Below are 19,484 nucleotides of genomic sequence, written 5' to 3'. Positions count from 1 at the left end.
GGCGTGAGAAGGGCGCCGTACGGTAAACGTACGGCGCCCGTGTGGCGTTCCGGCATTTCGCCCGGAACACGTGTCTCACCTCACGTGTCCCGTTTTCTCCGGCTCACATTCCGGCGATCAGCTTCTCCACCCGGTCGTCCACGGAACGGAACGGGTCCTTGCACAGGACAGTGCGCTGAGCCTGATCGTTGAGCTTGAGGTGAACCCAGTCCACGGTGAAGTCCCGGCGCTGTTCCTGAGCACGCCGGATGAAGTCGCCGCGCAGCCGGGCACGAGTGGTCTGCGGCGGAACGGACTTGCCCTCGAAGATCTTCAAGTCGTTGCAGATACGGGCGGCTTGGCCCTTCTTCTCCAGCAGGTAGTACAGGCCACGACGGCGGTGGATGTCGTGGTAGGCGAGGTCTATCTGCGCGACCCGCGGATGTGACATGGTCATGTTGTGCTTGGTGCGGTACCGCTCGATGAGCTTGTACTTCATGACCCAGTCGATCTCGGTGTCGATGCGGTCGAGGTCCTCGGTCTCGATCGCGTCCAGCGTGCGGCCCCACAGCTCCAGCACCTGCTCGACGGTGCCGGTGCGGATGCCGCGGCGCTCGCAGAAGTCCAGCGCCTTCTCGTAGTACTCGCGCTGCACCTCCAGGGCGGAGGCCTCGCGGCCGCTGGCCAGGCGCACCTTGCGCCGGCCGGTGATGTCGTGGCTGACCTCGCGGATCGCCCGGATGGGGTTCTCCAGGGTGAGGTCCCGCATCACCGTGCCCGCCTCGATCATGCGCAGCACCAGGTCGGTGGCGCCGACCTTGAGCAGCATGGTGGTCTCGGACATGTTCGAGTCGCCCACGATGACGTGCAGGCGGCGGTAGCGCTCGGCGTCCGCGTGCGGCTCGTCGCGCGTGTTGATGATCGGCCGGGAGCGGGTCGTCGCCGAGGAGACGCCCTCCCAGATGTGCTCGGCCCGCTGGCTGACGCAGTACACGGCCCCACGGGGGGTCTGCAGCACCTTGCCGGCACCGCACAGCAGCTGCCTCGTCACCAGGAACGGAATGAGGATGTCCGCGAGCCGCGAGAACTCCCCGTGCCGGGCCACCAGATAGTTCTCGTGGCAGCCGTAGGAGTTGCCCGCCGAGTCGGTGTTGTTCTTGAAGAGGTAGACGTCGCCCGCGATTCCCTCCTCGTGCAGGCGTCGTTCCGCGTCTACCAGGAGTCCTTCCAGAATGCGCTCGCCCGCCTTGTCGTGGGTGACGAGCTCGACCACGTTGTCACATTCCGGTGTCGCATATTCCGGATGTGACCCCACGTCGAGATAGAGGCGGGCGCCGTTTCGCAGAAAGACATTGCTGCTACGGCCCCATGACACGACACGGCGGAAGAGGTACCGCGCCACCTCGTCAGGAGACAGGCGGCGCTGTCCCCTGAACGTGCACGTGACGCCGTACTCGTTCTCCAGCCCGAAAATGCGGCGGTCCATGAGTGAACATTACGCCCGATCCCCCGACCTGAAACGGGGTTCGACGGCACGGTTCGGATCATTTTCCGAACTTCCCGCAACCACCGCTCCCGCGGCGGGAGCTGCGAGTACCCGCCCGGTGGCCAGCAAAACGAGCAAGGACACGCCGCCCGCGGCACCGGGCACGGCGAAGCCCCACAGGGCCCCGCCCGCCTCGACCACGGGCCCGGCCACGCCCGTTCCGACGGAGTGACCCACTGTGAAGGTCGTCACAAGCCAGGAGAACGCCTCGGTGACCGTCCCGCGCGGCGCCTGCCGGTCGACCAGGACGAACGCGCAGGCGATGGCCGGAGCGAGGAAGACGCCGGACAGCACGGTGAGCCCCACCATGGCCACCGGGCCCGGCATGAGCATCAGCGGCAGGTAACACACCGCCAGAAGGGCGACGATGCCCTGCAGTCGTCGCGCGGGCTCGCCGGCCCACTGGCGGGCGCCGTAGACGGTGCCGCCGATCAGCGCGCCCAGCCCCAGGGCCGCCATCAGCCAGCCGTACACCGTGTCGCCGCCGTGGTCGTCCGCGTACGGGACGGAGGCGACGGTGATGGACCCCAGCGCGATCCCGACGAAGAGAAACGCGCCCAGCAGCGCCAGCAGCCCCGGCGACCGCAGCGCGCCGAGCCAGTGCGCCTCACGCGGCGCCGAACGCCACGCGCGCGAGGGAGCGGACACGACCACGGAGAGCGCGCCGAGCACCCCGATGACGTTGAGCACGACCAGCGCCGCCTGCGCGGACCACAGCGACACGCACAAGGTCACGAGGAGCGGCCCGACGGTGAACATGACCTCCTGCGCCACGGCGTCCATGGCGTACGCCGTGTGGACCTGGTCCTCCTTGCGCAGCACCGTCGCCCACAGAGCCCGCAGCCCGCCCTCCAGGGGCGGCGTGAAGAGCCCGGCGGCCCCCACGGCGAGGTAGGCGAGCGGCAGCGGTGAGGTTCCGACGAAGGCGAACGCCCCCATGGCCAGCGCCGAGGCCAGCGCAGCGGGCAACTGCACCCGCGGCTGCCCGTGCAGGTCCACGAGCCGCCCCAGCACGGGCTGCCCCACGGCGTTGGCGACCCCGTACACGGCCGCAAGCGCACCCGCGAGGCTGTAGGTGCCGCCCTCCGCACGGACGAACAGCACGATCGCGATCGCCGCGGTGGCGTTGGGCAGCCGCCCCACGAGCGTGCCGAGCAGGAGCCGGGCGGCGTGCCTCGCCCGGAGGATCTCCAGATATCCCACGCCGCTCCGCCCTTCGCCGCCGACCCGCTGACGTTGTACGTATAACTAACTCTCCCATACGTACCATGGCCGCTGTTCACGAGTCCATACGAAGGAGCACGCCGACGGTGGCACGAGGCAGCACCCGCCCCACCAGCCGGGACGTCGCCCAGGCCGCCGGCGTCTCCCAGGCAGCGGTGTCACTGGTCCTCGGCGACAAATGGCGCGGCCGCGTCTCGGAAGCCACCGCACAACGCGTACGCGAGGCCGCGCGCGACCTGGGCTACCGCCCGAACCTGGCGGCCCGCAACCTCCGCCTCGGCCGCACCCGCACGGTGCTCCTCGTCGTCCCGGCCCTCACGACGGAGTTCTTCGCGGGCGTCTACACCGGCGCCGCACGCGTCGCCGCCGCCCACGGCTTCGGCGTCGTCCTGTACCCCTCGCCCGAGGGCATCGGCCCCGCCAGGGACCCCTTCGCCTCGGCCCAGGCGGCCCTGGACGGCGTCATCGCCTCATCGATGGCCGCCGACGCGCTCTCGGCGATCCGCGGCGACCAACTTCCCCTGGTGATGCTGGACAGCGATCCCGAGGGCAGCCTGGGCGCGGCGACGGTGAACCTCGACATCGCGGACGGCGTGCGCCAGGTCGCGGAGCACCTCCTGGCCCTGGGCCACCGCCGCTTCCTGCACCTGGCCGCGGACATCCCGTCCTGGACGTTCGAGGTCCGGGCCCGCGAGCTGGCCGCCCGCCTCGCCACGGCGCCCGGCACATCCCTGCGCACGGCGCACGCACCGATCTCCTTCGAAGGCGCCCGCGCCGCCGCCGAGAGCGCCCTGTCGGCTCCAGGCCCCCGCCCCACGGCCCTAATCTGCGACGACGACAAACTGGCCGCCGGCGCCTACAAGGCCGCCCGCCGGCTGGGTCTGCGCATCCCGGACGACCTCTCGATCACCGGCCTCGACGACCTGGCCCTCGCCACCGCGATCGACCCCGAGCTCACCACAGTCCACCTGGACGCCGAACTGTTCGGTGAACGCGGCATGCGGGCCCTGCTGGCCGTCCTGGAGGGCCGCCCGCCCGAGGGCGGGGATATTCCGGTGCACCTGGTCGTACGGGGCTCTACGGGGCCGCCACGGTAGTTTCCGGGCCACTGGGTTGGGGGGTGGCCGGCGTCGTGCCCCCCACCCAACCCGAACGGTGGAACCGAAGCGGCTACTCCTCCTCGGACTCCGACGGCTCCTTGGCAGCGCCCTCCCCGTCCGCCCCCAGCAGACGCGACAGCTGCGCACCCCCGATGCGCTTGAACTTGCGCTTCTGCGGCCGCGTACGGTCCAGCACCGCCACTTCCAGCCGCTCCGCGGGAATCTCCCGCTGGCTGCCGTTCGTGTCCCGGGACAGCGCCTGCACGGCCAGCTTCAGCGCCTCGGCCAGCGTCATCCCGTCCCGATGCCGCTGGTCCAGGTAGCCGCTGATCTGCTCGGCGTTGCCCCCGACCGCGACCGAGCCGTGCTCGTCCACGATCGACCCGTCATGCGGCAGCCGGTAGATCTGGTCGCCCTCGGGGGTCTCCCCCACCTCGGCAACCACCAGCTCCACCTCGTACGGCTTCTCGGCCGCGCTCGAGAAGATCGTGCCCAGCGTCTGTGCGTAGACGTTGGCGAGCCCCCGGGCGGTCACATCGTCCCGGTCATAGGTGTAACCCCGCAGATCGGCATAGCGCACCCCGCCGATCCGCAGGTTCTCGTACTCGTTGTACTTGCCGGCGGCCGCGAATCCGATCCGGTCATAGATCTCGCTGAACTTGTGCAGCGCGCGGGACGGGTTCTCACCGACGAACACGATGCCGTCGGCGTACTGCAACACGACCAGGCTGCGACCACGGGCGATGCCCTTGCGGGCGTACTCCGCCCGGTCGGCCATGGCCTGCTGAGGTGAGACATAGAACGGCGTCGACACCGGTTATCCGTCCCTTTCTGTAGAAGTCACTGGACCACCCTCACAAGAAAGCGCCGCCGGCTACAGCAGCGCGGCCCGCGGACCGTCGGGCTGCTCCAGACGCCGCTCCAGGACCGAGCGGGCGATCTCGGACGCCTCGTCCTCGGTGAGCCGGCGGAAGCCGTCCTCGGTGATCACGGTGACGATCGGATAGATCCGGCGGGCGACATCGGGACCACCGGTCGCCGAGTCGTCGTCTGCCGCGTCGTACAGCGCCTGGACCACGAGCGTCGTGGCCTCGGCCTCACTCAGGTCGTCACGGAAGAGCTTCTTCATCGCGCCGCGCGCGAAGATCGAACCGGAGCCCGTGGCCGCGTACCCCTGCTCCTCGGAGCGGCCGCCCGTGACGTCGTACGAGAAGATGCGGCCCTTTCCGCGGTCCACGTCGTACCCCGCGAACAGGGGCACCACGGCCAGCCCCTGCATGGCCATGCCCAGGTTGGAACGGATCATCGTCGACAGCCGGTTCGCCTTGCCCTCCAGCGACAGCTGCGTGCCCTCGACCTTCTCGAAGTGCTCCAGCTCCAGCTGGAACAGCTTCACCATCTCCACGGCCAGACCCGCCGTACCGGCGATGCCCACCGCGGAGTACTCGTCGGCCGGGAAGACCTTCTCGATGTCCCGCTGGGCGATGACGTTGCCCATCGTGGCCCGCCGGTCACCGGCGAGCACCACTCCGCCGGGGAAGGTCACGGCGACGATCGTGGTGCCGTGCGGCGCCTCGATCGCTCCCTGGACCGGCGGCAACTTCTTGTTGCCCGGCAGCAGTTCGGGCTGGTGATCGGACAGGAAGTCCATGAAGGAGGAAGATCCTGGCGTCAGGAAGGCAGCTGGTAGACGCCCGGTGCTACGAGTGTTGGCTTCCACGCGATTCCTTCCACGTATGCGGCAGCCCGCCTTATGGCATCGGGCCGATCCTTGAACTGCCCCAGTGCGGCATTGCAGCTGAAGCACAGTACGCCACGGACCCTACCCGTGTTGTGGCGGTGATCCACATGCTCCGCCGGGGCGGCAGGACATATGCAACAGACGCCCTGTTGCTCAGCCACCAGGGCGTCCGACTCCACCGGCGTGAGTCCGTACCTGCGCTTGAAGCAGCTGATCCGGTTCCGCTCCGCCCGGCACGCACGGCAACAGCTCGCCCAGCCGTCCGACGAGGACTTGTTGCGCTCCCTCCCCTTGGCCTCCTGGCGCTGCCGGCAGTACTCAGCGGCGCACTCCCGGCAGTACGCCTGGAGACCACCAGGCATGGACTGGTTGCTTGCGAACGCCGTACGCGGCAAGAACTCCTTGCACCGCGAACAGCGTCTCGGTTCCGAGTCTTCGTGCACCCCGAAACCCCCCGATTTCACCTTCGAATCGAAGGTGAAATCACTCGCCGCCCTTCTGAACGAAGGACCTCACGAAATCCTCGGCGTTCTCCTCGAGTACGTCGTCGATTTCGTCGAGGACGGAGTCCACGTCATCGCTGAGCTTTTCCTGCCGTTCCTTGAGGTCCTCCGAAGCCTGCGCCTCCTGCGCCTGCTCCTCGACCTCCTCGGTGGAGCGCGTGGCCTTCTGCTGCCCGCCGCCGGTGTCCTTGGTTGCCATATCCCTCACCCCGCTCAGTTCGCCCGACATGCTCGACAGGTCGGCTTTCCTGCCGATCGGTGATGCTCAGACCCTACAAGCCGGGTCTGACATCGGCCCCGCAGTTACTTCTACGTACGGGGCCACTTCGATGATTCCCGGAGCAGGGGCTTTCCACCCCGCCCGGCCGGCTCCGCCCGAGTACCCCCTCAGCCACCGGACAGCACCCTGACCAGGTCGTCTGCCGTGCGGCAGCGATCCAGGAGCTCCTTGACGTGATTACGCGTTCCGCGAAGCGGTTCCAGGGTTGGCACACGCTGGAGCGAGTCCCGGCCCGGCAGATCGAAGATCACCGAGTCCCAGGAGGCCGCGGCGACATCGTCCGCGTACTGCTCCAGGCAGCGCCCGCGGAAGTAGGCGCGCGTGTCCTCCGGAGGCTTGGTACGGGCCCGCTCGACATCCGCCTCGTCCAGCAGCCGCTTCATACGGCCGCGGGCCACCAGACGGTTGTACAGGCCCTTCTCGGGGCGTACGTCGGCGTACTGGAGGTCGACCAGGTGCAGCCTCGCCGCGTCCCAGTCGAGGTCGTCCCGGCGCCGGTAGCCCTCCATGAGCTCCCGCTTGGCGACCCAGTCCAGCTCGCCGGCCAGGCTCATCGGGTCGCGCTCCAGACGGTTGAGGGTGTCCTCCCAGCGGGCCAGGATGTCCTTGGTCTGCTCGTCGGCGTCCGCCCCGAACCTCTCCTCCACGTACTTGCGCGACAGCTCGAAGTACTCCATCTGCAGCTGGACCGCGGTGAGCGTCCGGCCGCTACGGAGCGTGATCAGCCGCTTCAGTGAAGGATCGTGCGACACCTGGTGCAGCGTGCGCACCGGCTGGTCGACCGCCAGGTCGACCGCGATGAAGCCGTCCTCGATCATCGACAGGACCAGGGCCGTCGTGCCCAGTTTCAGGTACGTCGAGATCTCCGACAGGTTCGCGTCGCCGATGATCACATGCAGACGGCGGTACTTCTCCGCGTCGGCGTGCGGCTCGTCGCGCGTGTTGATGATCGGGCGCTTCAAGGTCGTCTCAAGGCCCACCTCGACCTCGAAGTAGTCGGCACGCTGACTGAGCTGGAAGCCGTGCTCGTGCCCGTCCTGGCCGATGCCGACACGGCCCGCTCCGGCGAAGACCTGGCGGGAGACGAAGAACGGCGTGAGGTGGCGCACGATGTCCGAGAACGGGGTCTCCCGCTTCATCAGGTAGTTCTCGTGCGTGCCGTAGGACGCGCCCTTGTTGTCGGTGTTGTTCTTGTAAAGGTGGATGGGCTGTGCCCCGGGCAGCTGAGCGGCCCGTTCGGCCGCCTCCGCCATGATCCGTTCGCCGGCCTTGTCCCACAGCACGGCGTCCCGCGGGTTGGTGACCTCGGGCGCGCTGTACTCGGGGTGCGCGTGGTCGACGTAGAGCCGTGCACCGTTGGTGAGGATCACGTTGGCCAGGCCGATGTCCTCGTCCGTGAGCTGGCTGGCGTCGGCGGCCTCGCGGGCGAGGTCGAAGCCTCGCGCGTCCCGCAGCGGGTTCTCCTCCTCGAAGTCCCAGCGGGCCCGGCGGGCCCGGTGCATCGCTGCCGCGTAGGCATTGACGATCTGGGACGAGGTGAGCATGGCATTGGCGTTGGGGTGGCCGGGGACGGAGATCCCGTACTCCGTCTCGATGCCCATTACTCGCCGTACGGTCATGCGGCCCTCCTTGCCCGGCGGCTCCCTCGGTCGTGGGCGCCGCTCAGATACCGCTGGCGCTCCGGTGCGTGTGCGGTGCCCGTCCCCGCACTGCGCGACTCGGCGGTACGGAAGAGCCTAGAACGCCTCTGCGCTGGTGGGGAGATCATTTGCGTCATTGCTGTGCTCCAGCCGTGGCCCCGAAAAACAGTCGGCTGCGGGTACCCGCCGAGGGCACCCGCAGCCGCCCTGCCTTTTACAGGTACTGACCGGTGTTTGCCACCGTGTCGATGGAGCGTCCGGTGTCCGCACCCTGCTTTCCGGTGACGAGCGTACGGATGTACACGATCCGCTCGCCCTTCTTTCCGGAGATTCGGGCCCAGTCGTCCGGGTTGGTGGTGTTGGGCAGGTCCTCGTTCTCCTTGAACTCGTCCACACAAGCCTGGAGGAGGTGGGAGACGCGGAGCCCCTTCTGATTCTTTTCGAGGAAGTCCTTGATCGCCATCTTCTTGGCGCGACCGACAATGTTCTCGATCATGGCGCCGGAGTTGAAGTCCTTGAAATAGAGAACTTCCTTGTCGCCGTTCGCGTAGGTGACCTCCAGGAAGCGGTTCTCCTCGGATTCGGCGTACATCTGTTCCACGGCCGTCTGGATCATGCCCTGGACCGTGGCCGCCTTGTCGCTTCCGTGCTCGGCGAGGTCCTCCTCGTGGAGCGGGAGGCGCTCGGTGAGGTACTTCCCGAAGATGTCCTTGGCCGCCTCGGCGTCCGGACGCTCGATCTTGATCTTCACATCGAGCCGGCCGGGCCGCAGGATGGCGGGGTCGATCATGTCCTCGCGGTTGGAGGCACCGATCACGACCACGTTCTGCAGGCCCTCCACACCGTCGATCTCGGCGAGCAGCTGCGGGACGATGGTGTTCTCCACGTCCGAGCTGACGCCGGAGCCACGGGTGCGGAAGAGGGACTCCATCTCGTCGAAGAAGACGATCACGGGGGTGCCCTCGCTGGCCTTCTCACGGGCCCGCTGGAAGACCAGGCGGATCTGCCGCTCGGTCTCGCCGACGTACTTGTTCAGCAGCTCGGGGCCCTTGATGTTGAGGAAGAAGCTCTTGCCGGCGGCCTGGCCGGTCACTTCGGCGACCTTCTTGGCCAGCGAGTTGGCCACGGCCTTGGCGATGAGCGTCTTGCCGCATCCGGGGGGCCCGTACAGCAGGACACCCTTGGGCGGCCGCAGTTCGTGCTCCTTGAACAGGTCCGGGTAGAGGTACGGGAGCTCGACCGCGTCGCGGATGGCCTCGATCTGGTTGCCGAGGCCGCCGATCTGCTCGTAGCCGATGTCGGGGACCTCTTCGAGGACGAGTTCCTCGACCTCGCTCTTCGGCACGACCTCGTAGACGTAGCCGGAGCGGGGTTCGAGCAGCAGGGCGTCGCCGGGACGGATGGTCACGTCCAGCAGCGGCTCGGCGAGCCGTACCACCCGTTCCTCGTCGGTGTGCCCGAGCACCAGGGCCCGCTCGCCGTCCTCCAGGATCTCCTTGAGGGTGACGATGTCCCCGACGCGCTCGAACTCCATGGCCTCGACCACGTTGAGCGCTTCGTTGAGCATCACTTCCTGGCCGCGCCGGAGCTCGTCGAGCTCGACACTGGGGCTGACGTTCACCCGGAGCTTGCGGCCCCCGGTGAAGATGTCGGCGGTGCCGTCCTCGTTCGCCTGCAGGAAGACACCGAAGCCGGCCGGCGGCTGCGCGAGCCGGTCGACCTCCTCCTTGAGGGCCACGATCTGGTCCCGGGCCTCACGGAGCGTGTTGGCGAGTCGCTCGTTCTGCGCGGACACGCCGGCCAGGTTGGTCTGCAGCTCGACGATCCGCTCTTCGAGAATTCTCGTGTGCCGCGGAGAGTCGGCGAGCTTGCGTCGCAGGACGGCGATTTCCTGCTCGAGATAGGCGATCTGCCCGGCCGGGTCGTCGGACCCGCGTCCCGGGCGGATGCCGCGGTTGATGTCGTCGTCGTGGGCTGCCACGGTCCTCACCTCCTCCAAGGGGAGCTGGACGCTTCCAGACCCTACCTGGGTGGGTGTCGATTGAAACCCCTAGATCACAAAGACGGTAGAGGCGTGTCCGATCTTCACCCTTGCGCTCTCCCTCACGCCAGGGGAATACCCACCGAACATGATTGGAAAGCGGACGAAGGTAGGGTCGAAGCGTTCAACACCCGTCAGAGCTGGCCGGATTCCCGTACGGCTCGACGCAGCAAACGGCAGGAGAGATGAGCGTGCAGCAGGCGACCGGAGTCGACGGCGAGGCACTGGAGGTCTGGATCGACCAGGACCTGTGTACCGGCGACGGCATCTGCGCCCAGTACGCGCCCGAGGTGTTCGAGCTGGACATCGACGGTCTGGCCTACGTGAAGGGCGCGGACGAGGAACTTCTGCAGGACAAGGGGGCGGCAACACCCGTCCCGTTGCCGCTCCTCACGGATGTGATCGACTCGGCGAAGGAGTGTCCGGGCGAGTGCATCCACGTGCGTCGGGTTTCGGACAGCGTCGAGGTGTACGGGCCGGACGCGGAGTGACCGGAACAGTACGCCCGGTGACTACTGTCTGATTTCTCACACGCGTCGGCCCGTTGCTCACACCGCGCGGGCCTGGGACGGCGTGGAGCGGGCGAACGCGCCGTTCTTCCACTGCCACTTCACGCTGTCCTTCAGGTCGGGGCAGCAACTGGGCACGTCGAGCGACGAGTAGCCGAGGAGCGTGGCGTGCACGGCGCCGCCGCGCACGGAGAAGTCGGTGACGGTCTGGCGGTCCTTGGGGTCGACGAGGGTGGCCACCACGCGTGGCTTGCCGGTGTCGGTGGCCCGGGTGAGGACGTAGACCCCGTCGGGCGGGGTGCCCATGGGCGAGTCGCAGTGGACCACGGCCACCGTCTCGGGGCGGCCGTCGCCGTCGAGGTCGCCGGAGGCCTTCTTCTTCACCACGGCCTTCACCCGGCCGCACTCCAAGGGGAATGCCACGTCGGCCGGGTCGGGGGGCGCGATGCGGACCGGGGCGCTCTTCGTCTCCGGGCCGGCCGCCTGGGCCGCCGTGGCGGGGTTGGGTTGCAGGACCGAGGACAGGGCCACGACACCGGCGACAGCGGTGGCGGTGGCGACCCAGTGGATCGGGCGGGCGTGGGTGTGGGCGAGCTCCGGGACGGCGGAAGGCTGCACTAGGAGTGTCTCCTGTGAGGGCTGTGCCGGTGGGGGTGGCCAGCATGGTGCCATACGTCACACTGCGGGGGAACGGCGGGGTGCGGAGTTCATCAGCCTCCGGGGTGACGGATGCCGGCGTCCTGTCAACGTGAAAGCGCCGTGGCCGAGTTCCCTCGCGGTTGCGGGAACTCGGCCACGGCGGCTTCACGTTGTTCGCGGCAGGAAGCCGTCTCAGCGGCCGGTGCCTCCGTCGGCGTTGGGACCGGCGTAGTCCTCGCCGTAGGCGCCCTTGGCGGGGCGGCGGCGGCGCATGGGCGGCTCGACGCCGTCGGCGAGGCGGCGGGCGGTGAGCAGGAAGCCGGTGTGGCCGATCATCCGGTGGTCCGGGCGGACGGCCAGGCCCTCGATGTGCCAGTTGCGGATCATCGTCTCCCAGGCGGTCGGCTCGTTGAAGCAGCCGATCTCACGGATGGACTCGACGGTCCGCGCGAGCTGGGTGGTGGTGGCGACGTAGCAGCACAGGATGCCGCCGGGGACGAGCGCCTTGGAGACGGCCTCCAGGCACTCCCAGGGGGCGAGCATGTCGAGGATGACGCGGTCGACGTCGGTGTCGGACAGGTTGTCCTGGAGGTCGCCGACGGTGAGCCGCCAGGCGGGGTGCGGGCCGCCGAAGTAGCGCTCGACGTTCGCCTGGGCGATCTCGGCGAAGTCGGCGCGGCGCTCGTAGCTGTGCAGCATGCCCTGGTCGCCGATGGCGCGCAGCAGGAAGCTGCTGAGCGAGCCGGAGCCGACACCGGCCTCCACGACGCGGGCGCCGGGGAAGATGTCGGCGAAGGCGAGGATCTGCCCCGCGTCCTTGGGGTAGACGACGGCTGCCCCGCGGGGCATGGACAGGACGTAGTCGGGGAGCAGGGGGCGCAGCGCGAGATAGGCGACGTTCCCGGTGGTGCGGACAACGCTGCCCTCGGGAGCGCCGATCAGTTCGTCGTGCGGGAAGGAACCCTTGTGGGTGTGGAAGTTCTTCCCGGCTTCGAGCGTGAACGTGTAGTGGCGGCCCTTGGGGTCGGTCAGCTGAACCTGGTCCCCGACCTTGAAGGGCCCGCGCCTGCGGGCGGCACCGGTCGGTTCGGACATGTGACCAGCCTACCGGCCCCGGAGGGGGCCGCCGACCACCAGCCGGCCTAGGACGGCCTGGCCATCGCCTTCACGAAGGCGCGCTCCACGTCGGCGGCGGACAGGACGCCGTAGATCGCGCCGGTCTCCTCCACCACCAGGTACTCCGTCGCCGGGGTCGCCCGCAGGGCGTCCAGGAGCTCTTCGCCCGCCAGCTCGGCCGAGACGCGCATACCGTCGGTGAGCTCCTGGGCGAGGCCGCTGACGGCGACCCAGGGGCGGCGGTGCTCGGGTACTTGGACGATGGCGGCCTCGCGGACCAGGGAGAGGGGGTTGCCTTCGGCGTCGACGACGACCAGGGCGCGGGCGCCGGCGGCGTTGGCGCGGCGCAGGGCCTCGGAGAGCGGGGTGTCGGTCTCGACGGGGACCGCGCGCCGGGTGAGGGCTCGGGCGCGCAGCTCCGGGAGGTGTTCACGCAGGCGGGCCATGCGGAGGCTGTTGCCGGCGCCGGTCCAGATGATCGCGGCGAGGATGGCGGCGAGCAGGGCGTCCATGACGGTGTCCATGCCGACGTTGTCCACGGCGTCGGAGCCGAGGGCTCCGGACTGGGTGAGCAGCGGCAGGCCGATCAGGACGAGGACGGCGAGGGCGCGGCCGACCCAGGCGGCGGCGATGGTGCCGGCCATGGGCTTGCCGGTGATCTTCCAGACGACGGCGCGGAGCATCCGGCCGCCGTCCAGGGGCAGGCCGGGCAGCAGGTTGAAGGCGGCCACGATGAGGTTGGAGATCATCAGGCCGGCCAGCAGGACGCCCGGGACGGTGCCGGGCTCGATGGGCAGCAGGGCGAGGTAGAAGACGCCCGCGAGGACGAGGGAGAGCAGCGGCCCGACGAAGGCGAGCACGAATTCCCGGCCGGGTGTCTCGGCCTCCTTCTCGATCTCGGAGACCCCGCCGAAGAACTGGAGCTGGATGCGGCGGACCGGGAGCTTGAAGCGGAGGGCGGCGACGGTGTGGGCGAGTTCGTGCACGAGCACGGAGGCGTAGAAGGCCACCGCGAAGAAGAGCGAGACGAGGTAGCGGGCGGCACCGAGTTCGGGAAGCACCCGGTCGAGTTGCCCGCCGAACACCCAGGTGATCAGTGCGGCGACGAGGAACCAGCTGGGGGCGACGTACACCGGCACGCCGAACGGCCGCCCCATCAGCAGCCCGCCCCGCGGCTCCGGGGGGCGCGGCGGACGCCCCTGGGCCGCGCCGGACTGCGCGTGCGCGCGGTCGTCGTGGCTGTGGCCGGGATCGGGGGTGCCGGGCGTGTGGTCGGAGGCGCGGTGATCCGGGGCGGGGGCGGCGGGCCGGCGCTCGGTGGTGTCTGCGGGGGCGGCGGCGGGTGCGTGGGGCGCAGGGCCGGAAGTGCCGTGCTCGGCGGGGCCGGGTGCCGCGTCTGCCGGGGCGTCGGGGGGTGTTGCGGTCTGTGGGGGCCGGGGGGCGGTGAGGGCCGTGGTGTCTTCGGGTGCCGCCTCGCGGGTTTCGCCGGCGGCGGGGCCTCCCGTGTCCTGCGGGGGCGCGTGGCCGTCGGCCGGAGCGTCCTGGTCGGGCCGGGGCGGCGTGGTCTGCCCGCCGTTGCCGGGAGTGCCGTTCCCGGGAACGCCGTTGTCCGCCGCGCCGTTCCGCTCGGCGCCCGCCTCGGCGTCTTCCTCGCGGACGTCGAGGCGCCGTTCGTCTGCCGGAGCGGGTGTGGCCGTGGCGGGGGCCGGGCCGGTGTCGTCACGGTGGGCGGTGTCGCCGTTCGCGTCCGGGTCGGGGTGTGCGAAGCCGGTGGCCGGGGCCGCAGACCCTGCGTGGCGCTCGGCCGGCTCGTCGTTCCCGGACCGCGGCTGCCCGCTTCGGCCGCTCTCGTCCACGGTGTCCCCTCGTTCGCAGCGTCTCCCGCGCCTGCCGGGCGGAAGGGTCTTGAGTCGATGGTATGCGGCCGTCGCTCCCCGTTCCGCCCCGGCACCCTGTGTTTCCGTTCCGTCGTGGGCGGTACGGGCACGGCTGGGTCACTGTCAGTGGCGGGCCGTAAGGTCTGTGGTCATGGAGACGAGCACCGAGGGCCCGGCCGAGGCCCCCAGCAGCCCTGCCGCGGCGGCGGATCCGCCGGTCACGGCAGGGGCGACGGCGAGGACGGAATCGACGGCACCGGCAGCGGACGCGGTCACGGACGCGGGCGCTGCCACGGACACGACCGCGGCCGCCACGGCCGCCCCCGCGATACCGCCCGCCTCGCTCTCCCCCTCGCGGGCCGGCGACTTCATGCAGTGCCCGCTGCTGTACCGGTTCCGGGTGATCGACCGGCTGCCCGAGAAGCCGAGCGAGGCAGCGACCAGGGGCACCCTGGTGCACGCGGTGCTGGAGCGGCTCTTCGACGCCCCGGCGGCCGAGCGTACGGCTCCGCGCGCGAAGGCGCTGATCCCGGGCCAGTGGGACCGGCTGCGCGAGACCAGGCCGGAGGTCGTGGAGTTGTTCGCGGACGACCCCGACGGCGAGCGGCTGGCGCGCTGGCTCGCCGAGGCGGAGCGGCTCGTGGAGCGCTGGTTCACCCTGGAGAACCCGAGCCGCCTGGAGCCGGCCGAGCGGGAGCTGTTCGTCGAGGCCGAGCTGGAGTCGGGGCTCAGGCTGCGCGGCATCATCGACCGGGTGGACGTGGCGCCCACCGGTGAGGTGCGGATCGTCGACTACAAGACGGGCAAGGCACCCCGGCCCGAGTACGCCGAGGGCGCGCTGTTCCAGATGAAGTTCTACGCCCTGGTGGTGTGGCGCCTGAAGAACGTCGTTCCGCGGCGGCTGCAGCTGGTGTATCTCGGCAGTGGCGACGTGCTGACGTACGACCCGGTGCTCGCCGATCTGGAGCGTGTCGAGCGCAAGCTGCTGGCGCTGTGGGAGGCGATCCGGCTGGCGACCGAGACGGGTGACTGGCGGCCGCGTCCCACCAAGCTGTGCGGCTGGTGCGACCACCAGGCGCACTGCCCGGAGTTCGGCGGCACTCCCCCGCCCTATCCACTGCCGGTCCGGACGGCGGCCGGCCGCGCGGCCACGGGTGAGGGCGGCTGAGTCCGGCGCCCCGGGGGCGGTCCGGGCCCCGGGTGCGGGCAGAATGGGGCCGGACTAGCGAAGGAGACTTACGTGGCCATCCGCGTCCTACTGGTCGACGACCAGCCGCTGCTGCGTACGGGCTTCCGGATGATCCTGGAGGCCGAGCAGGACCTCGCGGTCGTCGGCGAGGCCGGAGACGGCCTCCAGGCCCTCGACCAGGTACGAGCCCTGCAGCCCGATGTGGTGCTCATGGACATCCGCATGCCGCGGATGGACGGTGTGGAGGCGACCCGGCAGATCACCGGGCCGGGGCGGGACGGCCCGGCGAAGGTGCTGGTGCTGACCACGTTCGACCTGGACGAGTACGTGGTGGAGGCCCTGAGGGCGGGAGCGAGCGGCTTCCTGCTGAAGGACGCTCCGGCCAACGAGCTGGTGCAGGCGATCCGTGTGGTGGCCGCCGGCGAGGCGATGCTCGCGCCGAGCATCACCAGGCGGCTGCTCGACAAGTACGCCACGCATCTGCCGTCCGGTGACGAGCCGGTCCCGGACACGCTGCACACCCTCACCGACCGCGAGGTGGAGGTGCTGAAGCTGGTGGCGCGGGGCTTGTCCAACGCCGAGATCGCCGCGGACCTGTTCGTCAGCGAGACCACCGTCAAGACGCACGTCGGCCATGTCCTGACGAAGCTGGGGCTGCGCGACCGGGTGCAGGCCGCGGTGTACGCGTACGAGAGCGGGCTGGTGCGCCCCGGCGCACAGTAGTCCCCGCGACCGCGGTGACCCCCGCATGCGCGATGGGCGCCCCCTGCCGGGCAGGGGGCGCCCATCGCGTGTGTCCGGCCGTCCGTCAGCTCTTGCTGAGCTCCCAGAACCGGAAGACGGTCGAGGCGTCGAGGCAGGACTCCACGCCGTAGACGCCGTCGTGGACGACCGCGTACTGCTTGGCCTGCCAGACCGGGAGGACGGGGAGTTCGTCGGCGACGATGTCCTGCAGTTCGCTGTACTCCTTGTCGGTCGCGGAGCGGTCGCTCTGGGCGGCGGTGCGCGGTATGAGCGAGCCGGTGATCGTGCTGTTGCTGTAGTTGTTGCCCAGCACGTTGCCGTCGCCGAAGAAGGGGGCGGTGAAGTTGTCGGCGTCCGGGTAGTCCGGCACCCAGCCCTTCACGTACACGCCGTACTTGCCGGCTGCGATGTCCTTCTCGTACTGGTCGAAGGCGACGGACTTCACGTCGGCGTCGAACAGCCCGCTGGCGTTGAGCTGCTGGGCGATCGTCTTCAGCTCCTGGTCGGTGGCCGGGCCGTAGCGGGACGGGGTGGACCAGAGGGTCAGCCGCACCTTGCCGGTGATGCCGTCGGCGCGCAGCGCCGCCTCGGCCTTGGCCTTGGAGGGGCGGGCGCCGTAGGTGTCGAAGAAGGCCGTGTTGTGGCCGGCGATACCGGCCGGGATGATCGAGTACAGCGGGGTCGCGGTGCCCTGGTAGACGTCCTTGATGAGGGCGTCGCGGTCGAGCAGGTGGGCGATGGCCTTGCGCACGCCGCGCTTTCCGGCCACCGGGTCGTCCATGTTGAAGACCAGGTGCTGGATCTCGGCGCTGCTGCCTTCGACGACCTCGACGCCGGAGCCGTCGTCGGCCTTGTCGATGTCGGCGATGTCGCCCGCGGTGAGGCCGCGGTAGGCGATGTCGACGTCGCCGTTCATGAGGGCCTTCTTCAGGGCGGTCTGGTCGCCGTGGAAGAACTTGAGCGTGACGCCGGAGTTCTGCGTCTCGGCGCTGCCCTTGTAGTGCTCGTTGACCGCGAAGACTGCCTCGTTCTCGCCGAACTTCTCCAGCTTGTACGGGCCGGAGCCGACCGCCTTGCCGTCCTTGCGCAGGCCGTCCGCGTCGTACTGGCGGTGGTCGACGATGGAGCCGGCGCCGGAGGCGATCTTGCTCGGGAAGGTGGCGTCGGGCGTGTTGAGCTGGAAGACGACGGTCTTCTCGTCCGGTGTCTCGACCTTGTCGAGGGTGGGGAACATGACCGCGGGGCCGGCGTCGTCGTTGATCTTCAGCATGCGGTCGAAGGAGAACTTGACGTCCTGGGAGGTGAGCGAGTCACCGTTGCTGAACTTCAGGCCGTCCTTCAGCGTGCACTTGTAGACCTTGGTCTCCGTGTCCGCGAAGGCGCAGGTCTGGGCGGCCTCCGGCTGCGGTTCGGTGGCTCCCTTGGGGAAGCTGAGCAGCGACTGGAAGACGTTGTTGAACAACAGCCAGGAGCCGGGGTCGTAGCCGGAGGCGGGGTCGGTGGCCAGAACGTCGTCGGACATCCCCAGCACCACGGTGGAGCCGTTTCCCCCTGATTCGCCGCTCTCCGAGCCGCAGCCGGTCAGCAGGCCGGAGGCCAGCCCCGCCACGAGAGGCAGGACCGGCCACTGGTTGCGCTTTTTCACGTGCAGGTGCCTTGTCGTCGGTGGTCGTCGATCCGGGACCCCGGTCACGGGCCCGGCAGCGTCCGGGGCCCCGGTCGGGACCCCGGACAGGGAGGGTGTCAGCCGCTCACGCCACGGCCGAGCTCCCACAGCTGAAGAGTCGAGGAGGAGTTGAGCGCGTACGCGGTGCCGGTGACGTCGTCCCGCGCGGCAACGTACTGCTTGCCCTGCCACAGGGGGATCAGCGGTACGTCGGCGGCGACGATGTCCTGAATGTCCGTCAGGCTGGAGGCGGCGGACAGCCGGTCGGCCTCACGGCGGGACTCGGGGATCAGGGTGTTGCGGATCTCGCTGTTGTCGTACGGCAGGTTGAGGGTGTTGTCCTTGTCCAGGAACGGCGCGAGGTAGTTGTCGGCGTCCGGGAAGTCGGGGAACCAGCCCATGCCGTAGACGTCGTACTGGCCCTTCTGCTCGGCCGGGCGGAAGGTCGTCCAGGGCGTGCCCTTGACGTTGACGTCGAAGAGTCCGCTGGCGTTCAGCTGCTTGCGCAGCTGCCCGAACTCCTGTGCGGTGGCCGGACCGTAGTGGTCGGTGGTGTAGTGCAGCGTCAGCTTCACCGGGGTGGTGATGCCGGCCTGGGTGAGGATCGACTTGGCCTTGGTGACGTTCGGGTCGCCGTACTTGTTGAAGAACGAGTTGGAGTGGCCGGTGATGCTGGCCGGGACCAACGAGTACAGCGGCTCGGCCTGGGTGCCGTAGACCTTGGAGACGAGTTCGCTGCGGTTGATGACCTGGGCCATCGCCTGGCGGACGGCCTTGGACTTCACCGTCGGGGCGTCGGTGTTGAAGCCGAGGTAGCGGATCTCCAGGCCCGGCATCTCGATGAGGTCGACACCGTTGTCCGAGCCGCCGGAGAGCTTGCGGATCTGCTCCGGCGACATCGTGCGGGTCATGACGTCGATGTCGCCCTTCTCGAGCGCCTCGCCCATGGCGTCGGCGTCGTCGAAGGAGTCCATCTCGACCTGCTCGTTGTTCACCTTCAAGGCCCCCTTGTAGTTGGGGTTCTTGGTGAACACGGCCTTGACCAGCTGGTCGTCCTCGACCTCGGACTTCAGGGTGTACGGGCCGGAGCCGTCCACGTCGAAGCCGTCGCGGAGCTTGTTCTTCTGGTAGTCGTCCGGGTTGACGATGCCCGCGACCGGGGTCGACAGCTTGAACGGGAAGGTGGCGTCGGCGGTCTTGAGGTGGAAGATGACCTCGCGGTCGCCCTGCGTCTCGACGGTGTCGATGGTGGACAGCAGGGCGAACACACCGCTGTCGGCCTTGAGCGACAGGGCGCGGTCGATGGAGTACTTGACGTCGGCCGCGGTGACGGGGTCGCCGTTCGCGAACTTCAGGCCGTCGCGCAGGGTGCAGGCGTAGCGCTCGTTTCCGGTGTCGGTGAAGCCGCACCTCTCGGCGGCCTCGGGCACCGGCTCGCCGTCGCCGCGCGGCTGGATCATCAGGGTCTGCACGGTCTGGCGCAGGATGTTCCAGCTGCCGACGTCGTAGGCGTACGCCGGGTCGAGGGGCGCGGGGGCGTCCTTCGAGGCGGTGAACCGGTCCGTGGTGCCGACGACGATGGCGTCATCACCGCCGCTGCCGCTGTCGGACCCGCCGCAGGCGGCGAGTACCGGCGCGAGCAGACCGATGACGGCCGGCAGCACCAAAGTCTTGCGGTTCATGCTCGAGT

17 protein-coding genes are annotated in these 19,484 nt (G+C 69.5%); 4 read left to right on the top strand and 13 right to left on the bottom strand.

Annotation, left to right across the window (positions count from 1 at the left end):
- Window positions 1-103: 103 nt before the first annotated feature.
- Both pafA and NW895_RS13495 read right to left on the bottom strand, forming a co-directional pair.
- Window positions 104-1,465, bottom strand: coding sequence for a Pup--protein ligase (pafA, locus tag NW895_RS13500; RefSeq protein WP_289935723.1), 1,362 nt, complete (start codon window positions 1,463-1,465; stop codon window positions 104-106).
- A 9-nt stretch (window positions 1,466-1,474) separates the two neighbouring features.
- Window positions 1,475-2,728, bottom strand: coding sequence for an MFS transporter (locus NW895_RS13495; RefSeq protein ID WP_289935722.1), 1,254 nt, complete (start codon window positions 2,726-2,728; stop codon window positions 1,475-1,477).
- A 107-nt stretch (window positions 2,729-2,835) separates the two neighbouring features.
- Here NW895_RS13495 and NW895_RS13490 point away from each other — a divergent pair, with 107 nt between their 5' ends.
- Window positions 2,836-3,846 carry a LacI family DNA-binding transcriptional regulator gene (locus NW895_RS13490; RefSeq protein ID WP_289935721.1) on the top strand — a complete coding sequence of 337 codons (1,011 nt, stop codon included), beginning with the start codon at window positions 2,836-2,838 and terminating at the stop codon, window positions 3,844-3,846.
- Between the two features lie 73 nt (window positions 3,847-3,919).
- Here NW895_RS13490 and prcA read toward each other — a convergent pair whose 3' ends face one another.
- The 6 genes from prcA to arc all read right to left on the bottom strand — a co-directional run bounded on the left by prcA (window position 3,920) and on the right by arc (window position 9,994).
- Window positions 3,920-4,663 (bottom strand): proteasome subunit alpha, encoded by a 744-nt coding sequence (prcA, locus tag NW895_RS13485; protein WP_289935720.1) that lies wholly within the window; start codon window positions 4,661-4,663, stop codon window positions 3,920-3,922.
- Between the two features lie 60 nt (window positions 4,664-4,723).
- Entirely contained in the window at window positions 4,724-5,569 is an 846-nt protein-coding gene (gene prcB, locus NW895_RS13480; protein ID WP_289935719.1) for a proteasome subunit beta, read from the bottom strand.
- Entirely contained in the window at window positions 5,521-5,952 is a 432-nt protein-coding gene (locus tag NW895_RS13475; RefSeq protein ID WP_289936010.1) for an endonuclease VII domain-containing protein, read from the bottom strand. Before NW895_RS13475 ends, prcB begins: the two co-directional genes overlap by 49 nt.
- Before the next feature lie 121 nt (window positions 5,953-6,073).
- A complete protein-coding gene (locus NW895_RS13470; RefSeq protein ID WP_108147781.1) occupies window positions 6,074-6,292 on the bottom strand; it encodes a ubiquitin-like protein Pup in 219 nt (72 codons plus the stop codon).
- A 188-nt stretch (window positions 6,293-6,480) separates the two neighbouring features.
- The gene (gene dop / locus NW895_RS13465; RefSeq protein ID WP_354670087.1) at window positions 6,481-7,992 is read right to left on the bottom strand and encodes a depupylase/deamidase Dop; all 1,512 of its coding nucleotides are present in this window, start codon (window positions 7,990-7,992) and stop codon (window positions 6,481-6,483) included.
- Window positions 7,993-8,227: 235 nt separating this feature from the next.
- Window positions 8,228-9,994: a proteasome ATPase gene (gene arc, locus NW895_RS13460; RefSeq protein ID WP_289935718.1), complete on the bottom strand. Its 1,767-nt coding sequence runs from the start codon at window positions 9,992-9,994 to the stop codon at window positions 8,228-8,230.
- 245 nt (window positions 9,995-10,239) lie between these two features.
- On the opposite strand from arc, the gene NW895_RS13455 reads away from it, so the two are divergent.
- Window positions 10,240-10,545, top strand: coding sequence for a ferredoxin (locus NW895_RS13455; protein ID WP_289935717.1), 306 nt, complete (start codon window positions 10,240-10,242; stop codon window positions 10,543-10,545).
- A 57-nt stretch (window positions 10,546-10,602) separates the two neighbouring features.
- Here the strand turns inward: NW895_RS13455 and NW895_RS13450 are convergent, their stop codons facing one another.
- From NW895_RS13450 to NW895_RS13440, 3 genes are all read right to left on the bottom strand, one after another.
- Window positions 10,603-11,181 carry a hypothetical protein gene (locus NW895_RS13450; RefSeq protein WP_289935716.1) on the bottom strand — a complete coding sequence of 193 codons (579 nt, stop codon included), beginning with the start codon at window positions 11,179-11,181 and terminating at the stop codon, window positions 10,603-10,605.
- A 213-nt stretch (window positions 11,182-11,394) separates the two neighbouring features.
- A complete protein-coding gene (locus NW895_RS13445) occupies window positions 11,395-12,297 on the bottom strand; it encodes a tRNA (adenine-N1)-methyltransferase (protein ID WP_289935715.1) in 903 nt (300 codons plus the stop codon).
- A gap of 47 nt (window positions 12,298-12,344) precedes the next feature.
- On the bottom strand, window positions 12,345-14,174 hold the full coding sequence (locus NW895_RS13440) for a site-2 protease family protein (RefSeq protein ID WP_289935714.1): 1,830 nt from the start codon (window positions 14,172-14,174) through the stop codon (window positions 12,345-12,347).
- 172 nt (window positions 14,175-14,346) lie between these two features.
- Between NW895_RS13440 and NW895_RS13435 the strand changes: the two genes are divergently transcribed.
- Together NW895_RS13435 and NW895_RS13430 are read left to right on the top strand one after the other, a co-directional pair.
- Entirely contained in the window at window positions 14,347-15,363 is a 1,017-nt protein-coding gene (locus tag NW895_RS13435) for a RecB family exonuclease (RefSeq protein WP_289935713.1), read from the top strand.
- A 72-nt stretch (window positions 15,364-15,435) separates the two neighbouring features.
- On the top strand, window positions 15,436-16,107 hold the full coding sequence (locus NW895_RS13430) for a response regulator transcription factor (protein WP_030606450.1): 672 nt from the start codon (window positions 15,436-15,438) through the stop codon (window positions 16,105-16,107).
- A gap of 85 nt (window positions 16,108-16,192) precedes the next feature.
- On the opposite strand, the gene NW895_RS13425 is transcribed toward NW895_RS13430, so the two are convergent.
- Window positions 16,193-17,773, bottom strand: coding sequence for an ABC transporter substrate-binding protein (locus NW895_RS13425; RefSeq protein WP_289935712.1), 1,581 nt, complete (start codon window positions 17,771-17,773; stop codon window positions 16,193-16,195).
- Window positions 17,774-17,871: 98 nt separating this feature from the next.
- On the bottom strand, window positions 17,872-19,476 hold the full coding sequence (locus NW895_RS13420; RefSeq protein WP_289935711.1) for an ABC transporter substrate-binding protein: 1,605 nt from the start codon (window positions 19,474-19,476) through the stop codon (window positions 17,872-17,874).
- Window positions 19,477-19,484: the final 8 nt, after the last annotated feature.

The sequence above is a fragment of the Streptomyces sp. S.PNR 29 genome (assembly GCF_030386795.1).
Classification (GTDB): domain Bacteria; phylum Actinomycetota; class Actinomycetes; order Streptomycetales; family Streptomycetaceae; genus Streptomyces.
The sequence above is the reverse complement of the archived record's forward strand: the minus strand, read 5'-3'. Positions and strand labels throughout refer to the sequence as shown.

Excerpts from the sequence above, each read along its gene's own strand:
- NW895_RS13435 (WP_289935713.1), top strand. The coding sequence starts at position 14,347 with ATGGAGACGAGCACCGAGGGCCCGGCCGAGGCCCCCAGCAGCCCTGCC.
- NW895_RS13420 (WP_289935711.1), bottom strand. The coding sequence starts at position 19,476 with ATGAACCGCAAGACTTTGGTGCTGCCGGCCGTCATCGGTCTGCTCGCG.
- dop (WP_354670087.1), bottom strand. The coding sequence starts at position 7,992 with ATGACCGTACGGCGAGTAATGGGCATCGAGACGGAGTACGGGATCTCC.
- NW895_RS13470 (WP_108147781.1), bottom strand. The coding sequence starts at position 6,292 with ATGGCAACCAAGGACACCGGCGGCGGGCAGCAGAAGGCCACGCGCTCC.
- NW895_RS13445 (WP_289935715.1), bottom strand. The coding sequence starts at position 12,297 with ATGTCCGAACCGACCGGTGCCGCCCGCAGGCGCGGGCCCTTCAAGGTC.
- NW895_RS13475 (WP_289936010.1), bottom strand. The coding sequence starts at position 5,952 with ATGCCTGGTGGTCTCCAGGCGTACTGCCGGGAGTGCGCCGCTGAGTAC.
- NW895_RS13455 (WP_289935717.1), top strand. The coding sequence starts at position 10,240 with ATGAGCGTGCAGCAGGCGACCGGAGTCGACGGCGAGGCACTGGAGGTC.
- pafA (WP_289935723.1), bottom strand. The coding sequence starts at position 1,465 with ATGGACCGCCGCATTTTCGGGCTGGAGAACGAGTACGGCGTCACGTGC.